The organism is Arthrobacter sedimenti, from assembly GCF_042652025.1.
GTDB classification, from domain to species: Bacteria; Actinomycetota; Actinomycetes; order Actinomycetales; family Micrococcaceae; genus Arthrobacter; species Arthrobacter sedimenti.
This window is the reverse complement of record NZ_JBHSDQ010000002.1, coordinates 517,086-535,384: the sequence shown is the minus strand read 5'-3', so window position 1 is coordinate 535,384 and position 18,299 is coordinate 517,086. Positions and strand designations below refer to the sequence as shown.

Sequence of the window (18,299 nt, the reverse complement as noted above, 5' to 3'; positions counted from 1 at the left end):
TTTTAGCCGCCGCTCACTTTCCGGCCAAGGCAGCGCGGACGCTCCCGGCAACGGCAGCGGCCCCCGTCTGGCCCATGATGATTGTGTAGTGGTTGACGTCCGGCACCTGCGTGAGCCGCAGCGTGGGAAGCTTTGCTGCCCAAGACTCCAAATATCCCGGGGCGTAAAGGGCTGCCGGTTCGTTCAGCAGTCCCCGGGGCGCCCGGAGGACCTCGGCCTCGACGGTAAGGCGGTCCAGTGCAGCCAGCAGCGAAGCGCCGCGGTGCAGGTCCGCCGTATCCTCCGCCATTGCCTCATACCGTGTGGCGGGCCGAAGTTCCGGCTCCTCGCCGGTGAGGTCGTAGTCCACATAGGCATCCACCAGCGGACCCCAGTCCGCGCTGAAGGCCGGGTGCTGCCGCCAGAAGGAGCGGTACACCTCCCTGCTTGGGAAGGTGGCATTGAGCCGCTCGGCGGCTGGACCCAGGACCGAGGAGATGATTTCCTCGTCCGAAAGGCCTGCCGGCACCTGCAGCGGCAGGCCCCCATCCACCAGTATCAGCGAACGGACTCGCTCCGGGAACAGGTCTGCAAGGACCAGCGAGGCGAAGCCGCCCATGGAGTGCCCCACCACGACGACGGGCCCCTCGGCCAGTTCCTCCAGGACGGCGGCCAGGTCCTGCGCGTGCGAGGTCATCCCGTACGGTGCCGGCAGTTGGTTGCTGCGGCCGCGGCCGCGCAGGTCCGGAGCGATGATCCGGACCTCGGGCAGTGCCGCGGCGAGATAGGCCCATGACTTGTGTGACGCCGTGACGCCGTGGACGGCAAGGATAGTGGGAGCGGCAGGATCATCCGGTCCCCAGACGGCGGTGTGGAGTGTTCCGCCGCGCACCGCCACTTCCGCTGTACGGTACGTTTCCTGGCTGGCTGTCTGGGTCATGGCAATGTCCCTTCCTGGGGCGGGGTGGTTTTAGCAGCGGAGTCAGGCGCAAGGCCACGCTCGATGAACTGCATCATTTCTTCAAAAACTTCTTCGGGAACCTCGGGCCTGGCTCCCTCGACCGGCGGTGCGCCTTCCGCGTCCCACAGGACCCAGCGCATGCCGATCAGTTCACCGATGCCCATAAGGGCCCAGGCTGCGACCGTGGGATCCATCTCCCTGACCTCGCCGCTGGCCTGCGCCGTCTTCAACCCTTCGATGTAGCCGTTCACGATGCGGGTGTAGTGCAACCGCAAGGCGCCCGGGGAAACGAACTCGGCCTGCCGGATGATCCGGTACAGCGCAGGGTGCTGGGCGGTGAAGCGGAAGAAGGCGCGGAATCCTGCCCGTTCCGCTTCCATCCGGTTGGGGGCGTTCCGTGCCGCGTCGGTCATGGCGTGCCGGACCCTGCGGTTGAGGTCCTCCACCACCTCGTCGAAGATGGCCTGCTTGCCGTCAAAGTACAGGTAGAAGGTCCCCAGACCCACGCCGGCGGACTCGGTGATCTTCACAATCGAGGCCTCGTGGTAGCCCACCGAGGCGAACACCGACTCGGCCGCCTCAAGCAGCTTGGCCCGGGTGCGGTTGCCCCTGGCGGTGCGCGGTGCCGTGCTCATGCCTGTCCTCCTGCCGCGGGTGCTGGTCCTGGGGCGGGTGCCGCTCCCGGGGCGGTACGGCGGGACAGGTCCTCGCGCAGCTTGGCCCGCAGGACCTTATTCAGGGCTGTCCGCGGCAGGCCGGCAACCATTTCGATCCGTCCCGGGACCTTGAAACGGGCCAGCTGTGAGCTGCAGTGTTCCAGCAGATCCTGTTCGTCGGTGACCACGCCCGGGCGGAGCACGACGAACGCCAGACCGCTTTCACCCCAGCGGGGGTCCTCCACGCCCACCACTGCGGCCTGTGCCACGGCCGGGTGGCCCAGCAGGACCGCTTCCACTTCGGACGGAGACACATTCTCCCCGCCGGAGATGTAGATGTCCTTGAGCCGGTCCACCACCCGGATGTAGCCCTCGGCGTCCCGTTCCACCAGGTCGCCTGTATGGAGCCAGCCGCCGGCCAGGGCAGCCGCCGTGGCCGCGGGATCCCGGAAGTAGCCGGCGAACACGCCCGGGCCGCCCACCAGCAGTTCGCCGCTGGCCGCGCCCTCGAGGATTTCGCCGGTGGCCGGATCCGCCACTGCCACGGAAACATGGGGATACGGTTTGCCGGAGTAGCCCACCATCCGCTCGGCGTCCTCATTGGGCAGGCAGAGCACGTTGGGGGACGCCTCGGTCAGCCCATACCCCTGGCTCAGGGCCACTCCCCTGCGGTGCCAGATCCGCAGCAGCGGCGCCGGCATGGGGGCCCCGCCCACCACGGCATGCCGCAGGCTGCCCAGTTCGGCAGTGGCGAAGTCCGGATGTTCGGCAAGCATGAGGTACTGCGTGGGCACCCCCATCAACATCGTGACGCGCCGTTCGGGGATTAACTGCAGGACCCGGCCCGGATCGAATCCGCGTTCCAGCACCACGGTGGCCCCCACCCACCACGCCAACAGGGGCTGGATGTTCCAGCCGCCCACGTGGAACTGCGGCAGCACGGCCAGGACCACATCGCTGCTGCCCATGTCGAGGGTGCGCGACAGCGAAAGGTTGTTCCAGAAGCAGTTGGCGTGCGTGAGCACTGCGGCTTTGCCGGCCCCCTCGGTTCCGGAGGTGAAGATCATCATCAGGGCATCGTCGTCGTGCACGTCCTGGCGTGCCGAGGGTTCGGGCACCGGTGTTACCCGTGTAGGCGGCGGCACGGATTTCTCCACGCCGCCGGGCCCCAGCGAGGAGCCACGCAGCCGGTGCGGAAGCAGGGCGCAGGCTGCCGCACCGAGTGCTTCCAGGTCGTCTTCCATGAGCAGCAGCTGCGGCTCGGCGAGTTCCAGTTGCAGGGCCAGTTCCCGGGGCGCGAGCCGCCAGGACAGGGGCACCAGCACCAGCCCGGCCTTGGCGCAGGCGAAGAAGGCCACCACGTGGTCCGAGCTATTGCCGGTGAGAGTGGCGATCCGGTCGCCCACCACGTACCCGGCGGCCCGGAACCCCGCGGCGAGGGCAGCGGCCCGGCGCTCCAGTTCCCGGTAGGTCAGGGTGCAGCCGCGATCGTCAATGGCAATCCGGTGGGGCGTGGCCTGGCTGCGGTCTGTGGTCCATCGGCCCAGGGTGTGCAGCCCGTCGCCGGTGGGTCCGTTGGTGCCGGTCATGCAGCGTCCTCCAAAATCTCGCGGGGTGTTTCGGCGCCGCCGTTCCCCGCCCGTCCGCGGCGCCTGCGGCCCAGCCGTTCGGCGGTACCAGCGAGGCCGCCGGGAAGGAAGAGCACCACGAGGATGAAGAGCGTGCCAAGGATGAACAACGGTTCAGACAACGGTACCCGCAGGATGTCCGGGAGGGACCTGACGGCCTCGGAGTTGGCGAGGGCGGTGAGGCGCTGGTCGAGGATGGTGTAGAAGACGCCGCCGATCACGGCGCCCCAGCGGGACCCGACGCCGCCCAGCACCACCATCACCAGCAGCGTTATGGTCAGGTCCGAGGAGATCGCCCGCGGGATAGCGCCGCTTTGCAGCAGCAGGAAGACCATGCCGATCACGCTGACCAGGATCGCAGAGAGCACAAAGATCAGCAGTTTGACCAGATAGGGCTGCAGGCCAAGGACGCGGACCCGCAGTTCGTTTTCCCGGACGGCGGCGGCCGCGTGCCCGGCCCGCGAGGACTGCACCCAGGTGACGATCACGAACACGGCCACCAGCACGGCCAGCGCCAGCCAGTACAGGTTGCGGGTGTTGACAACCCCGACCAGGAAGTCGGGCAGGTTGTCCGTGCGCAGCGTCAAGCCCTCGTCCCCGCCGGTTTTGCCGTCGGGGTTCCGTCCCACAATCACCGAACCGGCCTGGGCAAAGGCGAGGGTAACCATGGCGAACGGGATGCCGCTGACACGCAGGCTGATGCTGCCCACCACGTGGGCCAGCACAATCACGACCAGCAGGGTGAGCCCCATGGCCGGCAGCAGCGGGATGTCCAGGTTCTGCAGGATGATGGCCAGCCCATAGACGCCGGCGCCAAAGTAGAGCGCATGCCCGAAGGAGAGCAGGCCGGCAACGCCGAGAAGCAGGTGGTAGGTAAGGGCCGCGGCGGCCATCAGCATGCACATGGCCAGCAGTTGCAGGGATCCCGGGGTGTAGCTGGGACCGGGCAGCACGCCGGGCAGCGAGATGTTCAGCAGCGGGAGCAGGACCAGGAGCAGCACGCCGGCCAGCCCGGCAGCCCACGCCGCAAGGCGGCGGCCGGTGATGCCAGGACGGCCGGTGTCCGGGGCGCCGCCCGGCGCTCCCCCTGCCCCGCGCCTGCCGGTCCGGCGTTTCCCCGTCTGGAGGGTGGCGCCGCTGCCGACCGCGGGCCGGCCGGTGCTGTTGGTATCGGTGTCGGTGGTCATGCGGTTCTCCCGAGCAGGCCGGAGGGACGGAACAGCAGCACGAGCGCCAGCGCCAGTACAACGACGAAGTCGCCGGTGCCGCCGAGGTAGAAGTTCGCGAACTGCTGCAGGACGGCGACGGCGACGGCGGCGATGGCCGCGCCGGTCAGCGAGCCGAGCCCACCGATCACCGTGACGATGAAAGCGAAGATCAGCAACGATCCGCCGAGCATCGGTGAAACGTAGCCGAAATAGTGCGAGGCAAGGACGCCGCCGAGTCCCGCCGCCGCCCCGCCGATGGTGAAGACGAGGGTGAAGGCCTTCCGGACGTCGATACCGAGGGCGGTGACCATGGACCGGTTTTCGACGCCGGCGCGAATGATCATGCCGTAGCGGGTCTTCTTCAGGAAGTACACCAGGGCCAGCAGCACCATGACGGCGGCAACGATACAGACGAAGCGGTCATTGGGAATCCGGGCACCGAAGATGTCTGTCGTGTCCTTGAACCAGGCGGGGCCCTGGATGTAGACCGGGTCGGTGCCCCAGATGCCATCGAAGAGGGCCACCGTGGCGAGCGAGAGGCCCAGGGTGATGAGCACCTGCTCGATGTGGCGCTGGTACAGCCGGCGGATCAGGACGAACTCGGTGAAGGCGGCGAAAGCAGCCCCGGCCGCCGCCCCGATAATGAGGGACAGCAGGAAGATACCCCAGTTGTCGGAGCCCGCGCGGCGGGCAATCTCCCACCCGGTGAAGGCTCCCAGGGTCAGGAACGCCCCGTGCGCGAAATTGAGCACACCCATCAGCCCGTAGATCAGGGACAGCCCGGCGGCAACGAGGAAGTACAGCGCACCCAGGCCAAGGCCGGTGAACAGCAGCAGGATGACGGTGCTCACAGGGCAGCGCCTTTCTCGACCGGGTCCCCGTGGGACGCCGCGTCGGTGGAGACACCGAGATGCCTGTGGATCAGGCCGGCGTCATCAAGGAAGTCGAGGGCACGGCCGGTGTGGACCACGCGTCCGCCGGAGAGCACGACGGCTCCCTCCGCGAGCTGGCGGACCACGTGCAGGTTCTGTTCAACGAGCAGGATCGGCACCGTCTTGGCTGCTTCGGCCAGGGTGTCGGCCACCTCGCCGACGATCTTGGGTGCAAGGCCCTTGGTGGGCTCGTCGACCAGCAGGATTTTATTGGTGTTGAGCAGGGCCCGGGCCAGCGAGACCATCTGCTGCTGTCCGCCGGAAAGGGTGCCGGCCATCTGGCCCGCACGGGCCAGCAGGTCCGGGAAGAGCTCCTCGACCAGCTGCCGGCGCGGGCTGGCGTCCCGTTCGGCGAGCCGGAGGTTCTCCGCCACGGTCAGCCCGGAAAAGACCTCGCGGTCTTCCGGGACGTAGCCGACGCCGCGCTGGATGATCTTGAAGGTGGCTTCCTTTTCGATCCTTTCACCGGCCAGTTCCACGACGCCGGTGCGGTCGATCAGCCCGATAATGGCCTTGATGGTGCTGGTCTTCCCGACGCCGTTGCGGCCCAGCAGTGCCGTGATGCCCGTGGCCGGCACCGTGAAGGACACGTCCTCGACGACCTGCTGCCCGGCGATCCTGGCGCTGAGGCCCTCGACCCTGAGGATGGGAGCGGCCTCGGCGGGGCGGTGTTCGGCTGCGGTGCTCATACTGGTTCTCCGAGATAGGCGCTTTGCACGGTGGGGTCGGCCATGACGGCGTCGGGGCTGTCCAGGGCCAGCAGGCTGCCGTGGTGCATTACGGCCACCCGGTCCACCAGGCCCAGCACGACGTCCATGTGGTGCTCGACCATCATGACGGTGCAGCCGCGGTCCCGGTGCATGCCGCGGATGATGGCGGTGAGGGACGGGACGTCTCCCGACGCCACGCCGGCCATCGGTTCGTCGAGCAGGACGACGGCGGGATCAGTGGCCAGCAGCACGGCGATTTCCACCTTGCGCTTCTCGCCGTGCGAGAGGTCCCCCGCCGCCGTCGTCAGCTTGCCGGTGAGGCCTACCTCGGCGATGGTGCCCTTGGCGATCCGCGAAGCCTCGTCCGAGGCCGAGGGGAAGCGCAGAATGCTGAAGCTGCCACCCAGTTTCGCCTGGGCGGCCAGCCTGACATTCTCCAACACGCTGAGCCGCGGGAACAGGTTGGAGGTCTGGAAGGTCCGTCCCAGCCCTGCCGACGCCCGGCGGTGGATCGGCGCTGCCGTAATCTCCCTGCCGTTCAGCGTGATGCTGCCCGCGGTGGGCCGCAAGACGCCGGAAATCAGGTTGAACAAGGTGGTCTTGCCGGCCCCGTTGGGGCCGATGACGCCGATCATTTCGCCGGCGGCGACCGCGAAGCCCACATCCTGCAGGATGCGTGCACCGCCGATCTGCAGACCGAGGCCGTCCACCGCGAGGGCGGGCAGGGCTGGGGTTGTCATACGGGTCCTACTTCTTTTCCGGCGGGGCGACGGTGTCGCCGGGGACGGCCTTGACCAGTTGCGGGGCCCACGTGTCACCCTTCTGGACCAGCTTTGCCTGGTACATGTCCTGAATCAGGGCGTGGTCCGAGGCGCGGACGGTTTCCTTGCCCTTGGGGCCGTCAAAGCTGAAGCCTTCGAGGGACTTGACCATGGCGTCCGGGTCGGTTCCGCCGCCTTCCTTGATGGCCTGGGCGATCAGCTGGCCCGCGACGAACCCGTCCGGGGTGAAGAGGTCCGCCTTGCCGCCGGCCTTTTCGACGCCGGCAATCATTTTCTTTTCCACCTCGGTACCGGAGGCGCCCGGGAAGTAGTGGCTCAGGAAGCTGATCTTGGAGCTTGCCGGGCCGTAGGCGCCGAAGCTGGACGCGTCGCCCAAGCCGGTGACGACGGGAGCGGCGTCAAACACTCCCTGTTGGCTAAGCGACTGCCACATGGTGCCGGTGGTGGCACCCGCCCAAGCCACGAAAACCATGTCCGGCTTGGCGTCCAGAAGCTGCCGCGCGAAGGGGGTGAGCTCCTGGTTTTCCGGGACGAGCACGGAGCTCACCGTGGCGCCCTTGGCTCCCAGCACGGCCTTGACCGCGGCGACGTTGCCTTGGCCGAAGGCGTTGTCCTGCGCGAACACGACGACCTTCTTGCCGTTGGGGTCGATGAAGGTACCTGCGGTGGCGACGTCCTGCAGGCTCTGGCGGCCGGAACGGAAAGTGTACTTGTTGACGCCCTGGATCGCGTCGGTGGCGGCAGCACCGGAAATGTAGAGGATCTTGTTCTGCTGCGCCTGCTCAGCAAGCTTGACGGCGATGCCGGAGGACGCGGTGCCGCCGATGATCTTGTAGCCCTTGCCGATCATGTCCTTGGCGGCGGTGACCGCCTTGTCGGGGTCGCCTGCGTCGTCGGCGTAGGTCAGGTTGATCTTGGCGCCGTTGATCTCGCCGGTGCCGTTCGTGGCGTAATCGATGCCGGCCTGCAGGCCCTGGTAGTAGGTTTCGCCATAGGCAGCGAGGGCACCGGTCTTTGAGTAGATGATGCCAACGTTGACCGGCGCGGCCGCACTGCCGGAGCCGGACGGAGCACCTGCACCCGCCGTTGGTGCGCAGGCGCTCAGGGCCAGCCCGGACGCCATAACGGCGGCCATCAAAAACTTCTTTGTTTCCTTCACGGGATGCCTTTCGGTGAAGATCCGCGGGTGTGGTGTGGGAGGGAAGAACCCCGTACCTGAAAGGTGATTCAGATTACAGCAAATGTAGAGTCAACCCTCGGTTCTGTCAACGGTAAAAGCGCAGGTGAGTCGGCCGTCAGGCCTCTCGGTGGCAGGGGTGCACCGACCCCGCGGGAAGGTCCCGGCTAATCACGCGGCGCGGAGGGCACCCTTTGGCACACGGTGGTCATCAGGGGGACCAGTTCATTGCGATGACGGCGCCACAGGCCGGCAGAGTGCGTCAGCACGCCATCGCGCGCGTTAAGCACGTGCCTGACGGTGGCGGAGCCCCGGCGGCGCTCCACGGTCAGGGTGCCGTCGCGCCACGTGGCGCGGTCACGGCTTTCGAGCGGCATGCCGGCAGCGGTTGTGTGGTACCAGAAAGTGTTGGCGTGGATGGGGTCGGCGGCGAAGATCCCAACACCCTCGGAGCAGGAACCGTCGGGCTCCGTGTGGCGGTAGGTCATGGCGACCGCGTGGCCGCCGGCGGCCGTGGCGAAGGCGACTTCCACCGCGTCTGTATGTGCCGGGCTCCAGGCGGTGGCTTCCCAGTGCGTGGTGCCGCTCCAGTGGCCCAGGAAGGCTCCCAGCGCTTCCGGTACCGGGCCCGGCGGCAACGGTCGGTCCATGCTTCCTCCGCGCTGCTTCCCGTTTCAGACCACCATCATCACGCCCGCTCCTGCGGCTGTAAAGAAGTCCCTGACGCGGGCGCCGGCCCGCGGTTCGGGTCCTGCGGCCGGGTTACTGGAGCCGGTTCCTACAGCCCGAAGGTTTCCGTCTCCTCGAAGGGTCCCACCACGGTAATGGTCCGAGGCGCGGCAGCGAGTTCGGCGGCCAGTTCCTGGACCTGTTCGGCGGTGACTGCCTTGATCAGGCGCAGGGTCTCGTCGATGTCCTGGTATTCGCCGGAGACCAGCTCGGCCCGGCCAAGCCGGGACATACGGGAGCCGGTGTCCTCCAGGGCCAGGACGATTCCGCCGCCGAGCTGTCCCACTGCCTTGCGGAGTTCATCCTCGGAAATGCCGTGTTCGGCGAGCTTGTCCAGCTCCACGCCGAGCAGGTCCACCACCTGCCGGACCTTGGACGGAGTGCACCCGGCGTACATGCCGAAGTAGCCGGCGTCGGCGTAGGACGATGCAAAGGAGTAGGTGGAGTACACCAGGCCACGCTTCTCGCGGACTTCCTGGAACAGCCGGGAGGACATGCCGCCGCCGAGGACTGCGTTCAGGACGCTCATGACGTAGCGGCGTTCATCGGTGGCGACGATCGTGGGGCATCCCATGATGATGTTTGCCTGCTCCACGGCGCGCTTGACCACGTGCAGCCCGGCTGTCCCGGTGATCAGGGCGCGTTCGGTGGAGCGGCGCTGCACGGGCGCCGCGTCGGACTGCAGCGACCACCCCGCGGACTCGAGGGCATCCACCACAAGTCCGCATACGACGTCGTGGTCCAAACCGCCCGCGGCGGTGATAACCAGCTCCTCCGGCTTGTAATACCTGCGGTAGTGCTCCCACACCGCATCCCGGGCCACCGCCCTGATCGCCGCGGGGGTGCCGCCGATGGGGCGGCCCAGCGGGTGGCTGCCAAGGACCTTGGCCACGAAGTGCTCGTGGGCGACATCGGTGGGGTCATCGCTGTCCATGGCGATTTCTTCCAGGATGACGTCGCGTTCCTGCTCCATCTCGTCAGGGTCCAGCACGGCCCCGGTGATCATGTCCGCAATAACGTCGATGGCCATGGGCAGGTCCGTGTCCAGGACCCGGGCGAAGTAGCAGGTGCTTTCCTTGGCTGTTGCCGCGTTGGATTCCCCGCCCACCTCGTCGAAGGCCGAGGCGATCTCCAGGGCGGTGCGCCGCTTGGTTCCCTTGAAGAGCAGGTGCTCCAGGAAGTGGGTGGACCCGTGCTGGCCTGGGGCCTCGTCGCGGGACCCGACGCCCACCCAGAACCCGATGGTGGCTGACCGCTGGCCCGGCATCGCCTCCGTCAGTACCCGCACGCCTCCTGGCAGCACTGAACGGCGGACCTCGGACCCGCCGTCGGAGCCGTGGACCAGGGTGTCGCCGGCGTGGTTCTGCTCAAGCGGCAGGGGTACAACAGTCATTGATGCCTTTCAGGAGGGGCAGCCGGATCTGGCTGCCATCGTAACAGCGGCGGGACCGGTGGATCATCCACCGGTCCCGCCGATTCATGCTTGTGCCGGAAAGCCCGGGCTGTTAGACGTCAGCGCCTTCAGCGGGCTCCGTGGTGTGGGCGCGCTCGGTGTCGGCCGGAGCTTCTTCCTCGGCAACCACCGGCGCGAGCGAGAGCTTTCCGCGGTCGTCGATCTTGGTGATTTCCACCTGGATCTTCTGGCCAACGGAAACCACGTCCTCCACGTTGTCCACGCGCTTGCCGTTGGCCAGCTTGCGGAGCTCGGAGATGTGAAGGAGGCCGTCCTTGCCCGGGGTCAGCGACACGAAGGCACCGAAGGTGGTGGTCTTGACGACCGTACCCAGGTAGCGCTCGCCGATCTCCGGGACCTGCGGGTTCGCGATGGCGTTGATGGCGGAGCGTGCTGCGTCGGCAGACGGACCGTTCGTGGCGCCAATGTAGACGGTGCCGTCGTCCTCGATGGAGATGTCGGCGCCGGTGTCCTCCTGGATCTGGTTGATCATCTTGCCCTTGGGGCCAATGACCTCGCCGATCTTGTCCACGGGGATCTTCACGGCGATGACGCGCGGCGCGAACTCGGAGAGCTCGTCCGGGGTGTCGATGGCCGAGTTGATGACCTCGAGGATGTGCAGGCGTGCTTCGCGGGCCTGCTTCAGTGCTGCTGCCAGCACGGAGGCGGGGATACCGTCGAGCTTGGTGTCCAGCTGGATGGCTGTGACGAACTCCGAGGTACCGGCAACCTTGAAGTCCATGTCACCGAAGGCGTCTTCGGCGCCGAGGATGTCGGTCAGGGCTGCGTAGCGGGTCTGGCCGTCCACCTGGTCGGAAACCAGGCCCATGGCGATGCCGGCGACGGCGGCCTTCAGGGGCACACCGGCGTTCAGCAGGGACAGGGTGGAGGCGCAGACGGAACCCATCGACGTCGAACCGTTGGAACCGAGGGCCTCGGACACCTGGCGGATGGCGTACGGGAATTCCTCGCGGGACGGCAGGACGGGCACGAGTGCACGTTCGGCCAGGGCGCCGTGGCCGATTTCGCGGCGCTTGGGCGAGCCCACGCGGCCGGTTTCACCGGTGGAGTACGGCGGGAAGTTGTAGTTGTGCATGTAGCGCTTGCGCGTCACCGGCGACAGCGAGTCGATCTGCTGTTCCATCTTGAGCATGTTCAGCGTGGTGACACCCATGATCTGGGTCTCGCCGCGCTCGAAGATGGCGGAGCCGTGGACGCGGGGCAGGACCTCGACCTCGGCGGTGAGCTGGCGGATGTCCGTCAGGCCTCGGCCGTCGATGCGGATCTGGTCCTTCAGGATGCGCTGGCGCACCACGTGCTTGGTGACGGAGCGGAAGGCTGCGGACAGTTCCTTCTCGCGGCCTTCGAACTGGCCGGCCAGCGAAGTGAGGACCTCGTCCTTGAGCGCGTCGGAGGCGTTGTCGCGTTCCTGCTTGTCGGCGATCTGGAAGACCGCGGCGAGCTTGTCGGCTGCGGCGGACTCGACAGCGGCGTAAGCGTCGTCCTCGTAATCCAGGAAGACCGGGAACTCGACCGTGGGCTTGGCAGCGCGGGCGGCGAGATCGGCCTGGGCGTCGCAGAGTGCCTTGATGAACGGCTTTGCAGCCTCCAGGCCCTCGGCCACAACCTCTTCGGTGGGGGCGGTGGCGCCCTGTTCCTTGATGAGGTTCCAGGAGTTGTCGGTGGCTTCGGCCTCGACCATCATGATGGCGACATCGTCACCGGCGACGCGGCCGGCAACCACCATGTTGAACACGGAGTTCTCGAGCTGTGAGTGCTTGGGGAAGGCAACCCACTGGGATCCGTTTTCGTCGTTCACCAGGGCAACGCGGACGCCGCCGATGGGGCCCGAGAACGGCAGGCCGGACAGCTGGGTGGACATCGAGGAAGCGTTGATGGCCACGACGTCGTACAGCTCGTCGGGGTTGATGGCCAGGACGGTCACCACGATCTGGACTTCGTTCCGCAGGCCCTTGATGAAGGCGGGGCGCAGCGGGCGGTCCATCAGGCGGCAGGCCAGGATGGCTTCGGTGGACGGGCGGCCTTCGCGGCGGAAGAACGAGCCCGGGATGCGGCCGGCGGCGTACATGCGCTCTTCGACGTCGACGGTCAGCGGGAAGAAGTCGAAGCCCTCACGCGGGTGCTTGCCGGCGGTGGTGGCGGACAGCAGCGCGGTGTCATCGTCGATGTACACCATGGCTGCGCCGGCGGCCTGCTTGGCGAGGCGGCCGGTTTCGAAGCGGATTACACGCTTGCCGAAGCGGCCATTGTCAATGACTGCCTCTGAGAACTGGATTTCGGGACCCTCCAAGAGAGTCACCTCCGTTTCTGTTTCACGGAAGTCCAGCCGCATCAACCCAGCCCAGCATCTGTCTACTGGCCCTGCACCCGGTCATCGATCGAGACCCACGGGCCGGCGGCTTCTGTCAACGAAGCCGTTCCCGGAGATCACTACCGAGGACCGCGAATGCGTGATGCGGTTGATCCTCCTGTTTAGTTTTTCATTTGAAGAAGGCGGCCCCATCCGGAGGGAAAGGGCCGCCCCAAAGCCAGACTAGCGGCGCAGGCCGAGGCGCTCGATGAGCGAACGGTAGCGGGCGATGTCAGTCTTCTTGAGGTAGCTCAGCATGCGCTTGCGGCGACCAACCATTGCCAGCAGACCGCGCTGGGTGTGGTAGTCGTGCTTGTGCTCCTTCATGTGCTCAGTCAGATCCTTGATCCGCTGGGTCAGGACGGCAACCTGGACCTCGGGTGAACCGGTGTCGCCTTCGGCGGTTGCGTATTCCTTGATGATGGACTGCTTTACAGCGGCGTCAAGTGCCACAATAACTCCTTGGGAATGTGCCGTGAGGGCCCAGGTCAGTAACTCACTGCCGGGTCTGCCGCCAGCGTCCTGATCCGGAAAACCGGAGGGGGCGCCAACAACAGGAGCCAGCCGCCACGGACTGCAGCCGGATCCATCGTCCAGTTTACCGGCCCCGGCCTAACCTTGTCGAAACAGTGCGCCCGAAACGGGGCAGCGGTGACAGCGGGGCGCTCAGCGCTGCAGCCGGTCCCGGATGGCCGCCATGCCCTGCAGGACTTCGGCGAAGCTGGTGCTCAGCGGGGACAGCCCCACCCGGATGCCGTGCGGTGAGCGGAAGTCCGGAATCACGTCCCCGTCCCAAAGCGCCTCGACGGTGGCCTTGGTGAAGTCCGGGTGGTCCACGGTGATGTGGCCCCCGCGCTCCCCCGGTTCCCGGGGCGATGCCAGTTCGGCGCCCAGGGGTGCCAGCCAGGCGTCGAAGACGTCCACCGCGAAGCCGGTCAGCGCCACGGACTTCTCCCGGATGGCGGCCATGGATGCTTCCTCGATGAGGTCCAAGGTGCCCTGCATGGCGATCATGCCGAAGATGGCGGGGGTGCCGCTGAGGAAGCCCCGGATGCCCGCGGCCGGTTCATAGCCCGCCGCCATTTCGAAGGCGTCCTTGCGGCCCATCCAGCCCCAGATGGGCTGGTTCAGAGACGGCAGGTGCCGGGCGTTGACGTAGGCGAACGCCGGCGACCCCGGCCCTCCGTTGAGGTACTTGTACGTGCACCCGGCGGCGAAGTCCACGTCCGCGCCGTCCAGGTCGATCTCCACCGACCCCGCCGAATGGCAAAGGTCCCACACCACCACAGCGCCGGCGTCGTGCACTGCAGCGGTGATGCCCGCCAGGTCGGCGAGGTGGCCGGAGCGGTAGGCGATCTGGCTGAGGAGTACGACGGCGGTGCGCGGCCCGGTGGCCTGGCGCACCTGTTCAACGGTCACCCCGGCGGCGGGATCCGGCTGGATCCAGCGCAGGGTCAGGCCCTCCTCGAGGGCGATGCCCTCCACCAGGTACCGGTCCGTGGGGAAGTTTTCCGTGTCCAGCACCAGCTCGTTGCGGTCCGGGTCCTGCACCGCGGCAAGGGCTGCCCGGATCAGCTTATAGAGCACCACGGTGGTGGAGTCGGCGATGATGGTCTGCCCCGGAGCGGCGCCAAGGACCGCGCGGCCCAGCTGGTCGCCGATGGCATGGGGCAGGGCCAGCCACTTCTCGTCCCAGCCGCGGATGAGCCGGCCTCCCCATTCGTCCCGGATAAAGGCGGCCACATCGTCGGCAGTCCGCTTCAGGGGTCGGCCCAGGGAGTTGCCGTCAAGGTAGGACAACGCAGTGTCCGTGCCGATGAAGAGGTCCCGGTAACGCGCCAGGGCGTCCTTGCCATCCAGTCCTTCGGCCCGCCGGCGGAGGTCCTCGTCGGTCACGCCTGCGCGGTTTTCCTGGTGGATGCTCATTGTCCGATCTCCGTCCTGACAGCGAATAGTTCCGGGAAGAACGTCAGTTCCAGGGCCTTCTGCAGGAAGGTCACACCGCTGGATCCCCCGGTGCCGGTCTTCATGCCGATGGTCCGCTGGACGGTGCGCAGGTGCCGGAACCGCCAGAGCTGGAAGTTGTCCTCCAGGTCCACGAGTTCCTCGCACGCCTCGTAGGCGGCCCAGTTGTCCGCGGCGTTTTCGTAGATGTGCTTGAAGAGCGGGACAAGTTCCGGGGCGAACTCGTGGGCCAGCGTTACATCGCGGTCCATGACGGAACGGGGCACGTCGAACCCCTGCCGGGACAGGTAGGCCAGGAACTCGTCGTAGATGCTGGGGGCGGCCAGCAGCTCCGCCAGCATCCCGTGGGCCTGCGGGTCGGACTCGAAGATGGGCAGCATTTTGCTGTTCTTGTTGCCCAGGACAAACTCCACCGCGCGGTACTGGGCGGACTGGAAACCGGAGGAGTTGCCCAGGAAGCCGCGGAACTGCGAGTACTCGGTTGGTGTGAGGGTGGCCAGGACGGACCACTGCTCGGTGAGGGTCTTCTGGATGTGCTTGACCCGGGCGATGCCCTTGAGCGCCGAGCCCAGGTCGTCCTCCCGGAGCCAGGCGGCGGCGCTGCGCAGTTCGTGCAGGACCAGTTTCAGCCACAGCTCCGTGGTCTGGTGCTGGATGATGAACAGCAGCTCGTCGTGGTGTTCAGGCTGGCTGACCGGCTGCTGGGCACTGAGCAGCGTGGGAAGCTGCAGGTAGGAGGCGTAGCTCATCCGTGAGCTGAAGTCGCGGACAATCCCCTTATCCAGCTTGCGGGTGTTCTTCTCGACGGACACGCACTGCCTTTCGTTGGTTTCACCCCGGGCAAATGAGGCCGGAGTCAGGGGCCGGCCAGGATCTGGTGGGCCTGGGCCACGTCCAGCCGCATTTGTTCCACCAGGGCCTCAGGGCCACGGTAGGCCACCATGCCACGGAGGCGCTGCACGAATTCCACGATGACTGTCTGGTCGTACAGATCAAAGTCCTCCACGGCTTCCTCCGGCCTGTCGATCACGTGCGCCTCGACCTGGCGGCTGACGCCGTCGAAGGTGGGGTTGGAGCCTACCGAGATTGCCGCAGGCCAGCGCTTGCCCGCCTGGTCCACCAGCCAGCCTGCGTATATACCGTCAGCGGGGATCAGGCCCGTGGCATTCGCGGAAAGGTTGGCCGTGGGGAAACCAAGCGCCCTGCCCCGGGCAGCGCCGTGGACCACTTCGCCGCGCATCCGGTGCGGGCGGCCCAGGACGGACGCGGCGGTGGCGACATCACCCTCCTGCAGCGCCTCGCGCACCCAGGTGGAGGAGCAGCGGCGGTCCGTGCCGTCGTCGTCATGCAACGGGTAGCCCTCGGACCCAAACTCGCTGATGACCTGGACGTCGAAGCCGAACTTGTCGCCCAGGGCCTTCATGGTCTCAAGGTCGCCGGAGTTATTGCGACCGAAGCGTGCGTCGTGGCCGATGACCACGTGGCTGGCGTGGAGGCAGTCCACCAGGTACTGCTCCACGAACTCCTCGGCCGTGAGGCTGGCAAGGTCCAGCGAGTACTTGACCACCAGGATCGCGTCCAGGCCAAGCTCCCCCAGCGCCTCCAGCTTGTCATCCAGTCCCATGATCAGCTCCGGCGCCGCTTCGGGCCGGTGGATGACTGCCGGGTGGGGGTCGAAGGTGATGGCTACGGCCTTGGCCTGGGAGAGCCTGGCCGAACGGATCAGCTGGGACAGCACCTGCTGGTGGCCGCGGTGAACGCCGTCGAAGTTGCCGAAAGTGACAACAGATGGGCCGAAGTCCGCCGGGACATCGGACGGATCGTTCCAGATGTAGACCATCACCCTCGCCTTAAGCTGCGTGCAAGCATCGACGTTCCGCCGGCCGGGCGGCTGCGGAACTCTTCAAGGTTACCCGGATTCGCTGCGCGGCTTTCGCCGTCACTCCGCAGCCTTGGCAGAAGCTGCCGCAGCCGCGGAGGGGCGGCGGCGGTACAGCCACACCAGGCCAAGGATGGGCAGCAGCAGGGGGATGAAGCCGTAGCCACGGCCGAACAGGGACCAGACAGTCTCATGCGGGAACTGAACCGAGTCCAGGATGCTCAGCGTCCCAACCACCAGGACCCCCGCGAGCTCGACCAGCACGGCGGCAACAGAGATTTTGAACCAGGTGGTCCCTGCCTTGGCCAGCGACACCGTAGCCAGGATGTACACCACGGCAGCGAAGGCGGAGAGCAGGTATGCCAGCGGGGCCTCGGAAAATTTGGTGAGGATCTGGTAGCCGGCACGGGCGGTGGCCGAGATGGCGAAGACTCCGTAGACCGCGATCAGCAGCCGGCCTGGACCGGTGTTGCGGGTGTTGCGGACGGGTGCGTCACCGGTGGCCCCGGGGGCCTGCTGCTCTTTCATGCTTGCTGCTTCTTCCACTTCAGTACCAGATCTGGTTCATTCGGGCAGCCATCACCAGTGCAGTGACACCGACCGCGGCCAGGACAAAGTTGCTCCACCGCGTCCGCTCCAGGATGGCCCAGTAGATAGCCGCGGGCGGCAGGAGCATGGCGGTGGCCATGTAGCCCCAAAATTCCCACGCTTCGCCGGCGATCGGTTCGCCGGCGATGACGCGGACGATCGAACCCACCAGGTAGACCACCAGGGCCACTTCCACGGCCACGACGGACAGGAGGGTGACGTCGTTCGGCGCCTTCTTAAGGATTCCCGCCCCCAGGCAGAGCACCGTGGACACCAGGCCGACGACCAGGATGATCCAAAAATACGCATCCACGCTTATGCCTCCGCAGCCGCGGTGGCGGCCGCCCCGTTGCCGGGCGCGAAGACCAGGACCGGTTTGGCGTAGCTGCCCGCATCGGCGAGGAGCGCCACCAGGCTGCCGTCGGGGGCGAAGCCTGCCGCAGGGTGCTCAGCGGTGGCGGCGCCGGGGGTACCGGGAGCCGTACCGGCAGTGATCCGCCGGCCGAACGAGATTTCTGCGGTTTCCTCGGCGGTGAGTTCGCGGTTGGGCATCAGGGCACGCGCGGCCAGGGACATGTCCAGGACGTTGAGCTCTTCGGCGAGCTGTTCCAGAGTGCGGGCCTGGTCAAGGGTGTAGGGACCCACCTGGGTCCGGCGGAGGGCGGTGAGGTGGCCGCCGACACCAAGGGCATTGCCCAGGTCCCGGGCCAGGGCACGGATGTACGTACCGGAGGAGCACTCCACCGTCACGTCCAGGTCCACGACGCTGGCCGCGGCGTCCCTGCGGATGGCGTGGACGTCGAAGCGGTGGATGGTGACCGGGCGCGCGGCGAGCTTGACGTCCTCGCCGGACCGCACGCGTGCGTAGGCGCGTTCGCCGTTCACCTTGATGGCGCTGACGCTGCTGGGCACCTGCTGCAGCTCCCCCGTTAGCGCCGCGACGCCGTCGTAAATTTCCTGCTCCGTGATGCCGGCGGCGCTGGTGGTGTACGTGACCTCGCCCTCAGCGTCATCCGTCACCGTGGACTGTCCCAGCCGGATGGTGGCGGTGTAGGTCTTGGAGGTGCCCACGATGTAGGTCAGCAGGCGGGTGGCTTTGTTGATGCCGAGCACCAGCACGCCGGTGGCCATGGGATCGAGTGTTCCAGCGTGCCCTACTTTCCGGGTCCCTGCGAGGCGCCGCATCCTGCCAACCACATCATGGCTGGTCCATCCCTGCGGCTTGTCCACTATCACCAGTCCAGAAAGCACGCCTCCCAGTATATCGGCGCAGGTTGGGGG

Annotated in this window: 18 protein-coding genes; all 18 read right to left on the bottom strand. The window is 67.0% G+C overall.

What is annotated here, in order from left to right; all coding sequences use genetic code 11:
* Positions 1–13: 13 nt before the first annotated feature.
* The gene (locus ACFO0G_RS07700; RefSeq protein ID WP_286403159.1) at positions 14–919 is read right to left on the bottom strand and encodes an alpha/beta hydrolase; all 906 of its coding nucleotides are present in this window, start codon (positions 917–919) and stop codon (positions 14–16) included.
* Positions 916–1,575, bottom strand: a complete 660-nt coding sequence (locus tag ACFO0G_RS07695; RefSeq protein WP_286403157.1) for a TetR/AcrR family transcriptional regulator — start codon at positions 1,573–1,575, stop codon at positions 916–918. The genes ACFO0G_RS07700 and ACFO0G_RS07695 overlap by 4 nt, the downstream gene beginning before the upstream one ends.
* Complete coding sequence (locus ACFO0G_RS07690; protein WP_286403155.1) at positions 1,572–3,185, bottom strand: class I adenylate-forming enzyme family protein; 1,614 nt, start codon at positions 3,183–3,185, stop codon at positions 1,572–1,574. Before ACFO0G_RS07690 ends, ACFO0G_RS07695 begins: the two co-directional genes overlap by 4 nt.
* On the bottom strand, positions 3,182–4,411 hold the full coding sequence (locus ACFO0G_RS07685) for a branched-chain amino acid ABC transporter permease (RefSeq protein ID WP_376976949.1): 1,230 nt from the start codon (positions 4,409–4,411) through the stop codon (positions 3,182–3,184). Before ACFO0G_RS07685 ends, ACFO0G_RS07690 begins: the two co-directional genes overlap by 4 nt.
* Positions 4,408–5,283, bottom strand: a complete 876-nt coding sequence (locus tag ACFO0G_RS07680) for a branched-chain amino acid ABC transporter permease (protein WP_376976948.1) — start codon at positions 5,281–5,283, stop codon at positions 4,408–4,410. Before ACFO0G_RS07680 ends, ACFO0G_RS07685 begins: the two co-directional genes overlap by 4 nt.
* A complete protein-coding gene (locus tag ACFO0G_RS07675; protein WP_286403150.1) occupies positions 5,280–6,053 on the bottom strand; it encodes an ABC transporter ATP-binding protein in 774 nt (257 codons plus the stop codon). Before ACFO0G_RS07675 ends, ACFO0G_RS07680 begins: the two co-directional genes overlap by 4 nt.
* Positions 6,050–6,814, bottom strand: a complete 765-nt coding sequence (locus ACFO0G_RS07670; RefSeq protein WP_286403148.1) for an ABC transporter ATP-binding protein — start codon at positions 6,812–6,814, stop codon at positions 6,050–6,052. The genes ACFO0G_RS07675 and ACFO0G_RS07670 overlap by 4 nt, the downstream gene beginning before the upstream one ends.
* Before the next feature lie 7 nt (positions 6,815–6,821).
* Positions 6,822–8,015: a substrate-binding domain-containing protein gene (locus ACFO0G_RS07665; protein WP_286403146.1), complete on the bottom strand. Its 1,194-nt coding sequence runs from the start codon at positions 8,013–8,015 to the stop codon at positions 6,822–6,824.
* Between the two features lie 185 nt (positions 8,016–8,200).
* The gene (locus ACFO0G_RS07660) at positions 8,201–8,683 is read right to left on the bottom strand and encodes a DUF1579 domain-containing protein (protein WP_286403144.1); all 483 of its coding nucleotides are present in this window, start codon (positions 8,681–8,683) and stop codon (positions 8,201–8,203) included.
* Between the two features lie 128 nt (positions 8,684–8,811).
* Positions 8,812–10,155, bottom strand: coding sequence for a M16 family metallopeptidase (locus ACFO0G_RS07655; RefSeq protein WP_286403142.1), 1,344 nt, complete (start codon positions 10,153–10,155; stop codon positions 8,812–8,814).
* Between the two features lie 112 nt (positions 10,156–10,267).
* Positions 10,268–12,526, bottom strand: coding sequence for a polyribonucleotide nucleotidyltransferase (locus ACFO0G_RS07650; protein WP_286404351.1), 2,259 nt, complete (start codon positions 12,524–12,526; stop codon positions 10,268–10,270).
* A gap of 243 nt (positions 12,527–12,769) precedes the next feature.
* Positions 12,770–13,039 carry a 30S ribosomal protein S15 gene (rpsO, locus tag ACFO0G_RS07645; RefSeq protein WP_043452786.1) on the bottom strand — a complete coding sequence of 90 codons (270 nt, stop codon included), beginning with the start codon at positions 13,037–13,039 and terminating at the stop codon, positions 12,770–12,772.
* Between the two features lie 213 nt (positions 13,040–13,252).
* Positions 13,253–14,512, bottom strand: coding sequence for a kynureninase (locus ACFO0G_RS07640; protein ID WP_376976947.1), 1,260 nt, complete (start codon positions 14,510–14,512; stop codon positions 13,253–13,255).
* Positions 14,509–15,363, bottom strand: a complete 855-nt coding sequence (kynA, locus tag ACFO0G_RS07635; protein WP_286403137.1) for a tryptophan 2,3-dioxygenase — start codon at positions 15,361–15,363, stop codon at positions 14,509–14,511. The genes ACFO0G_RS07640 and kynA overlap by 4 nt, the downstream gene beginning before the upstream one ends.
* Before the next feature lie 44 nt (positions 15,364–15,407).
* Entirely contained in the window at positions 15,408–16,391 is a 984-nt protein-coding gene (locus ACFO0G_RS07630) for a bifunctional riboflavin kinase/FAD synthetase (protein ID WP_376976946.1), read from the bottom strand.
* 99 nt (positions 16,392–16,490) lie between these two features.
* Complete coding sequence (locus ACFO0G_RS07625) at positions 16,491–16,958, bottom strand: hypothetical protein (RefSeq protein ID WP_286403133.1); 468 nt, start codon at positions 16,956–16,958, stop codon at positions 16,491–16,493.
* A 19-nt stretch (positions 16,959–16,977) separates the two neighbouring features.
* Entirely contained in the window at positions 16,978–17,331 is a 354-nt protein-coding gene (locus ACFO0G_RS07620) for a hypothetical protein (RefSeq protein WP_286403131.1), read from the bottom strand.
* Between the two features lie 2 nt (positions 17,332–17,333).
* Positions 17,334–18,269, bottom strand: coding sequence for a tRNA pseudouridine(55) synthase TruB (gene truB, locus ACFO0G_RS07615; protein ID WP_286403130.1), 936 nt, complete (start codon positions 18,267–18,269; stop codon positions 17,334–17,336).
* Positions 18,270–18,299 lie beyond the last annotated feature (30 nt).

Bases quoted from the DNA above. Each gene is read 5' to 3' on its own strand.
- ACFO0G_RS07700 (WP_286403159.1), bottom strand. From the start codon at position 919: ATGACCCAGACAGCCAGCCAGGAAACGTACCGTACAGCGGAAGTGGCG.
- ACFO0G_RS07695 (WP_286403157.1), bottom strand. From the start codon at position 1,575: ATGAGCACGGCACCGCGCACCGCCAGGGGCAACCGCACCCGGGCCAAG.
- ACFO0G_RS07690 (WP_286403155.1), bottom strand. From the start codon at position 3,185: ATGACCGGCACCAACGGACCCACCGGCGACGGGCTGCACACCCTGGGC.
- ACFO0G_RS07685 (WP_376976949.1), bottom strand. From the start codon at position 4,411: ATGACCACCGACACCGATACCAACAGCACCGGCCGGCCCGCGGTCGGC.
- ACFO0G_RS07675 (WP_286403150.1), bottom strand. From the start codon at position 6,053: ATGAGCACCGCAGCCGAACACCGCCCCGCCGAGGCCGCTCCCATCCTC.
- ACFO0G_RS07670 (WP_286403148.1), bottom strand. From the start codon at position 6,814: ATGACAACCCCAGCCCTGCCCGCCCTCGCGGTGGACGGCCTCGGTCTG.
- ACFO0G_RS07660 (WP_286403144.1), bottom strand. From the start codon at position 8,683: ATGGACCGACCGTTGCCGCCGGGCCCGGTACCGGAAGCGCTGGGAGCC.
- ACFO0G_RS07655 (WP_286403142.1), bottom strand. From the start codon at position 10,155: ATGACTGTTGTACCCCTGCCGCTTGAGCAGAACCACGCCGGCGACACC.
- ACFO0G_RS07640 (WP_376976947.1), bottom strand. From the start codon at position 14,512: ATGAGCATCCACCAGGAAAACCGCGCAGGCGTGACCGACGAGGACCTC.
- ACFO0G_RS07630 (WP_376976946.1), bottom strand. From the start codon at position 16,391: ATGGTCTACATCTGGAACGATCCGTCCGATGTCCCGGCGGACTTCGGC.
- ACFO0G_RS07625 (WP_286403133.1), bottom strand. From the start codon at position 16,958: ATGAAAGAGCAGCAGGCCCCCGGGGCCACCGGTGACGCACCCGTCCGC.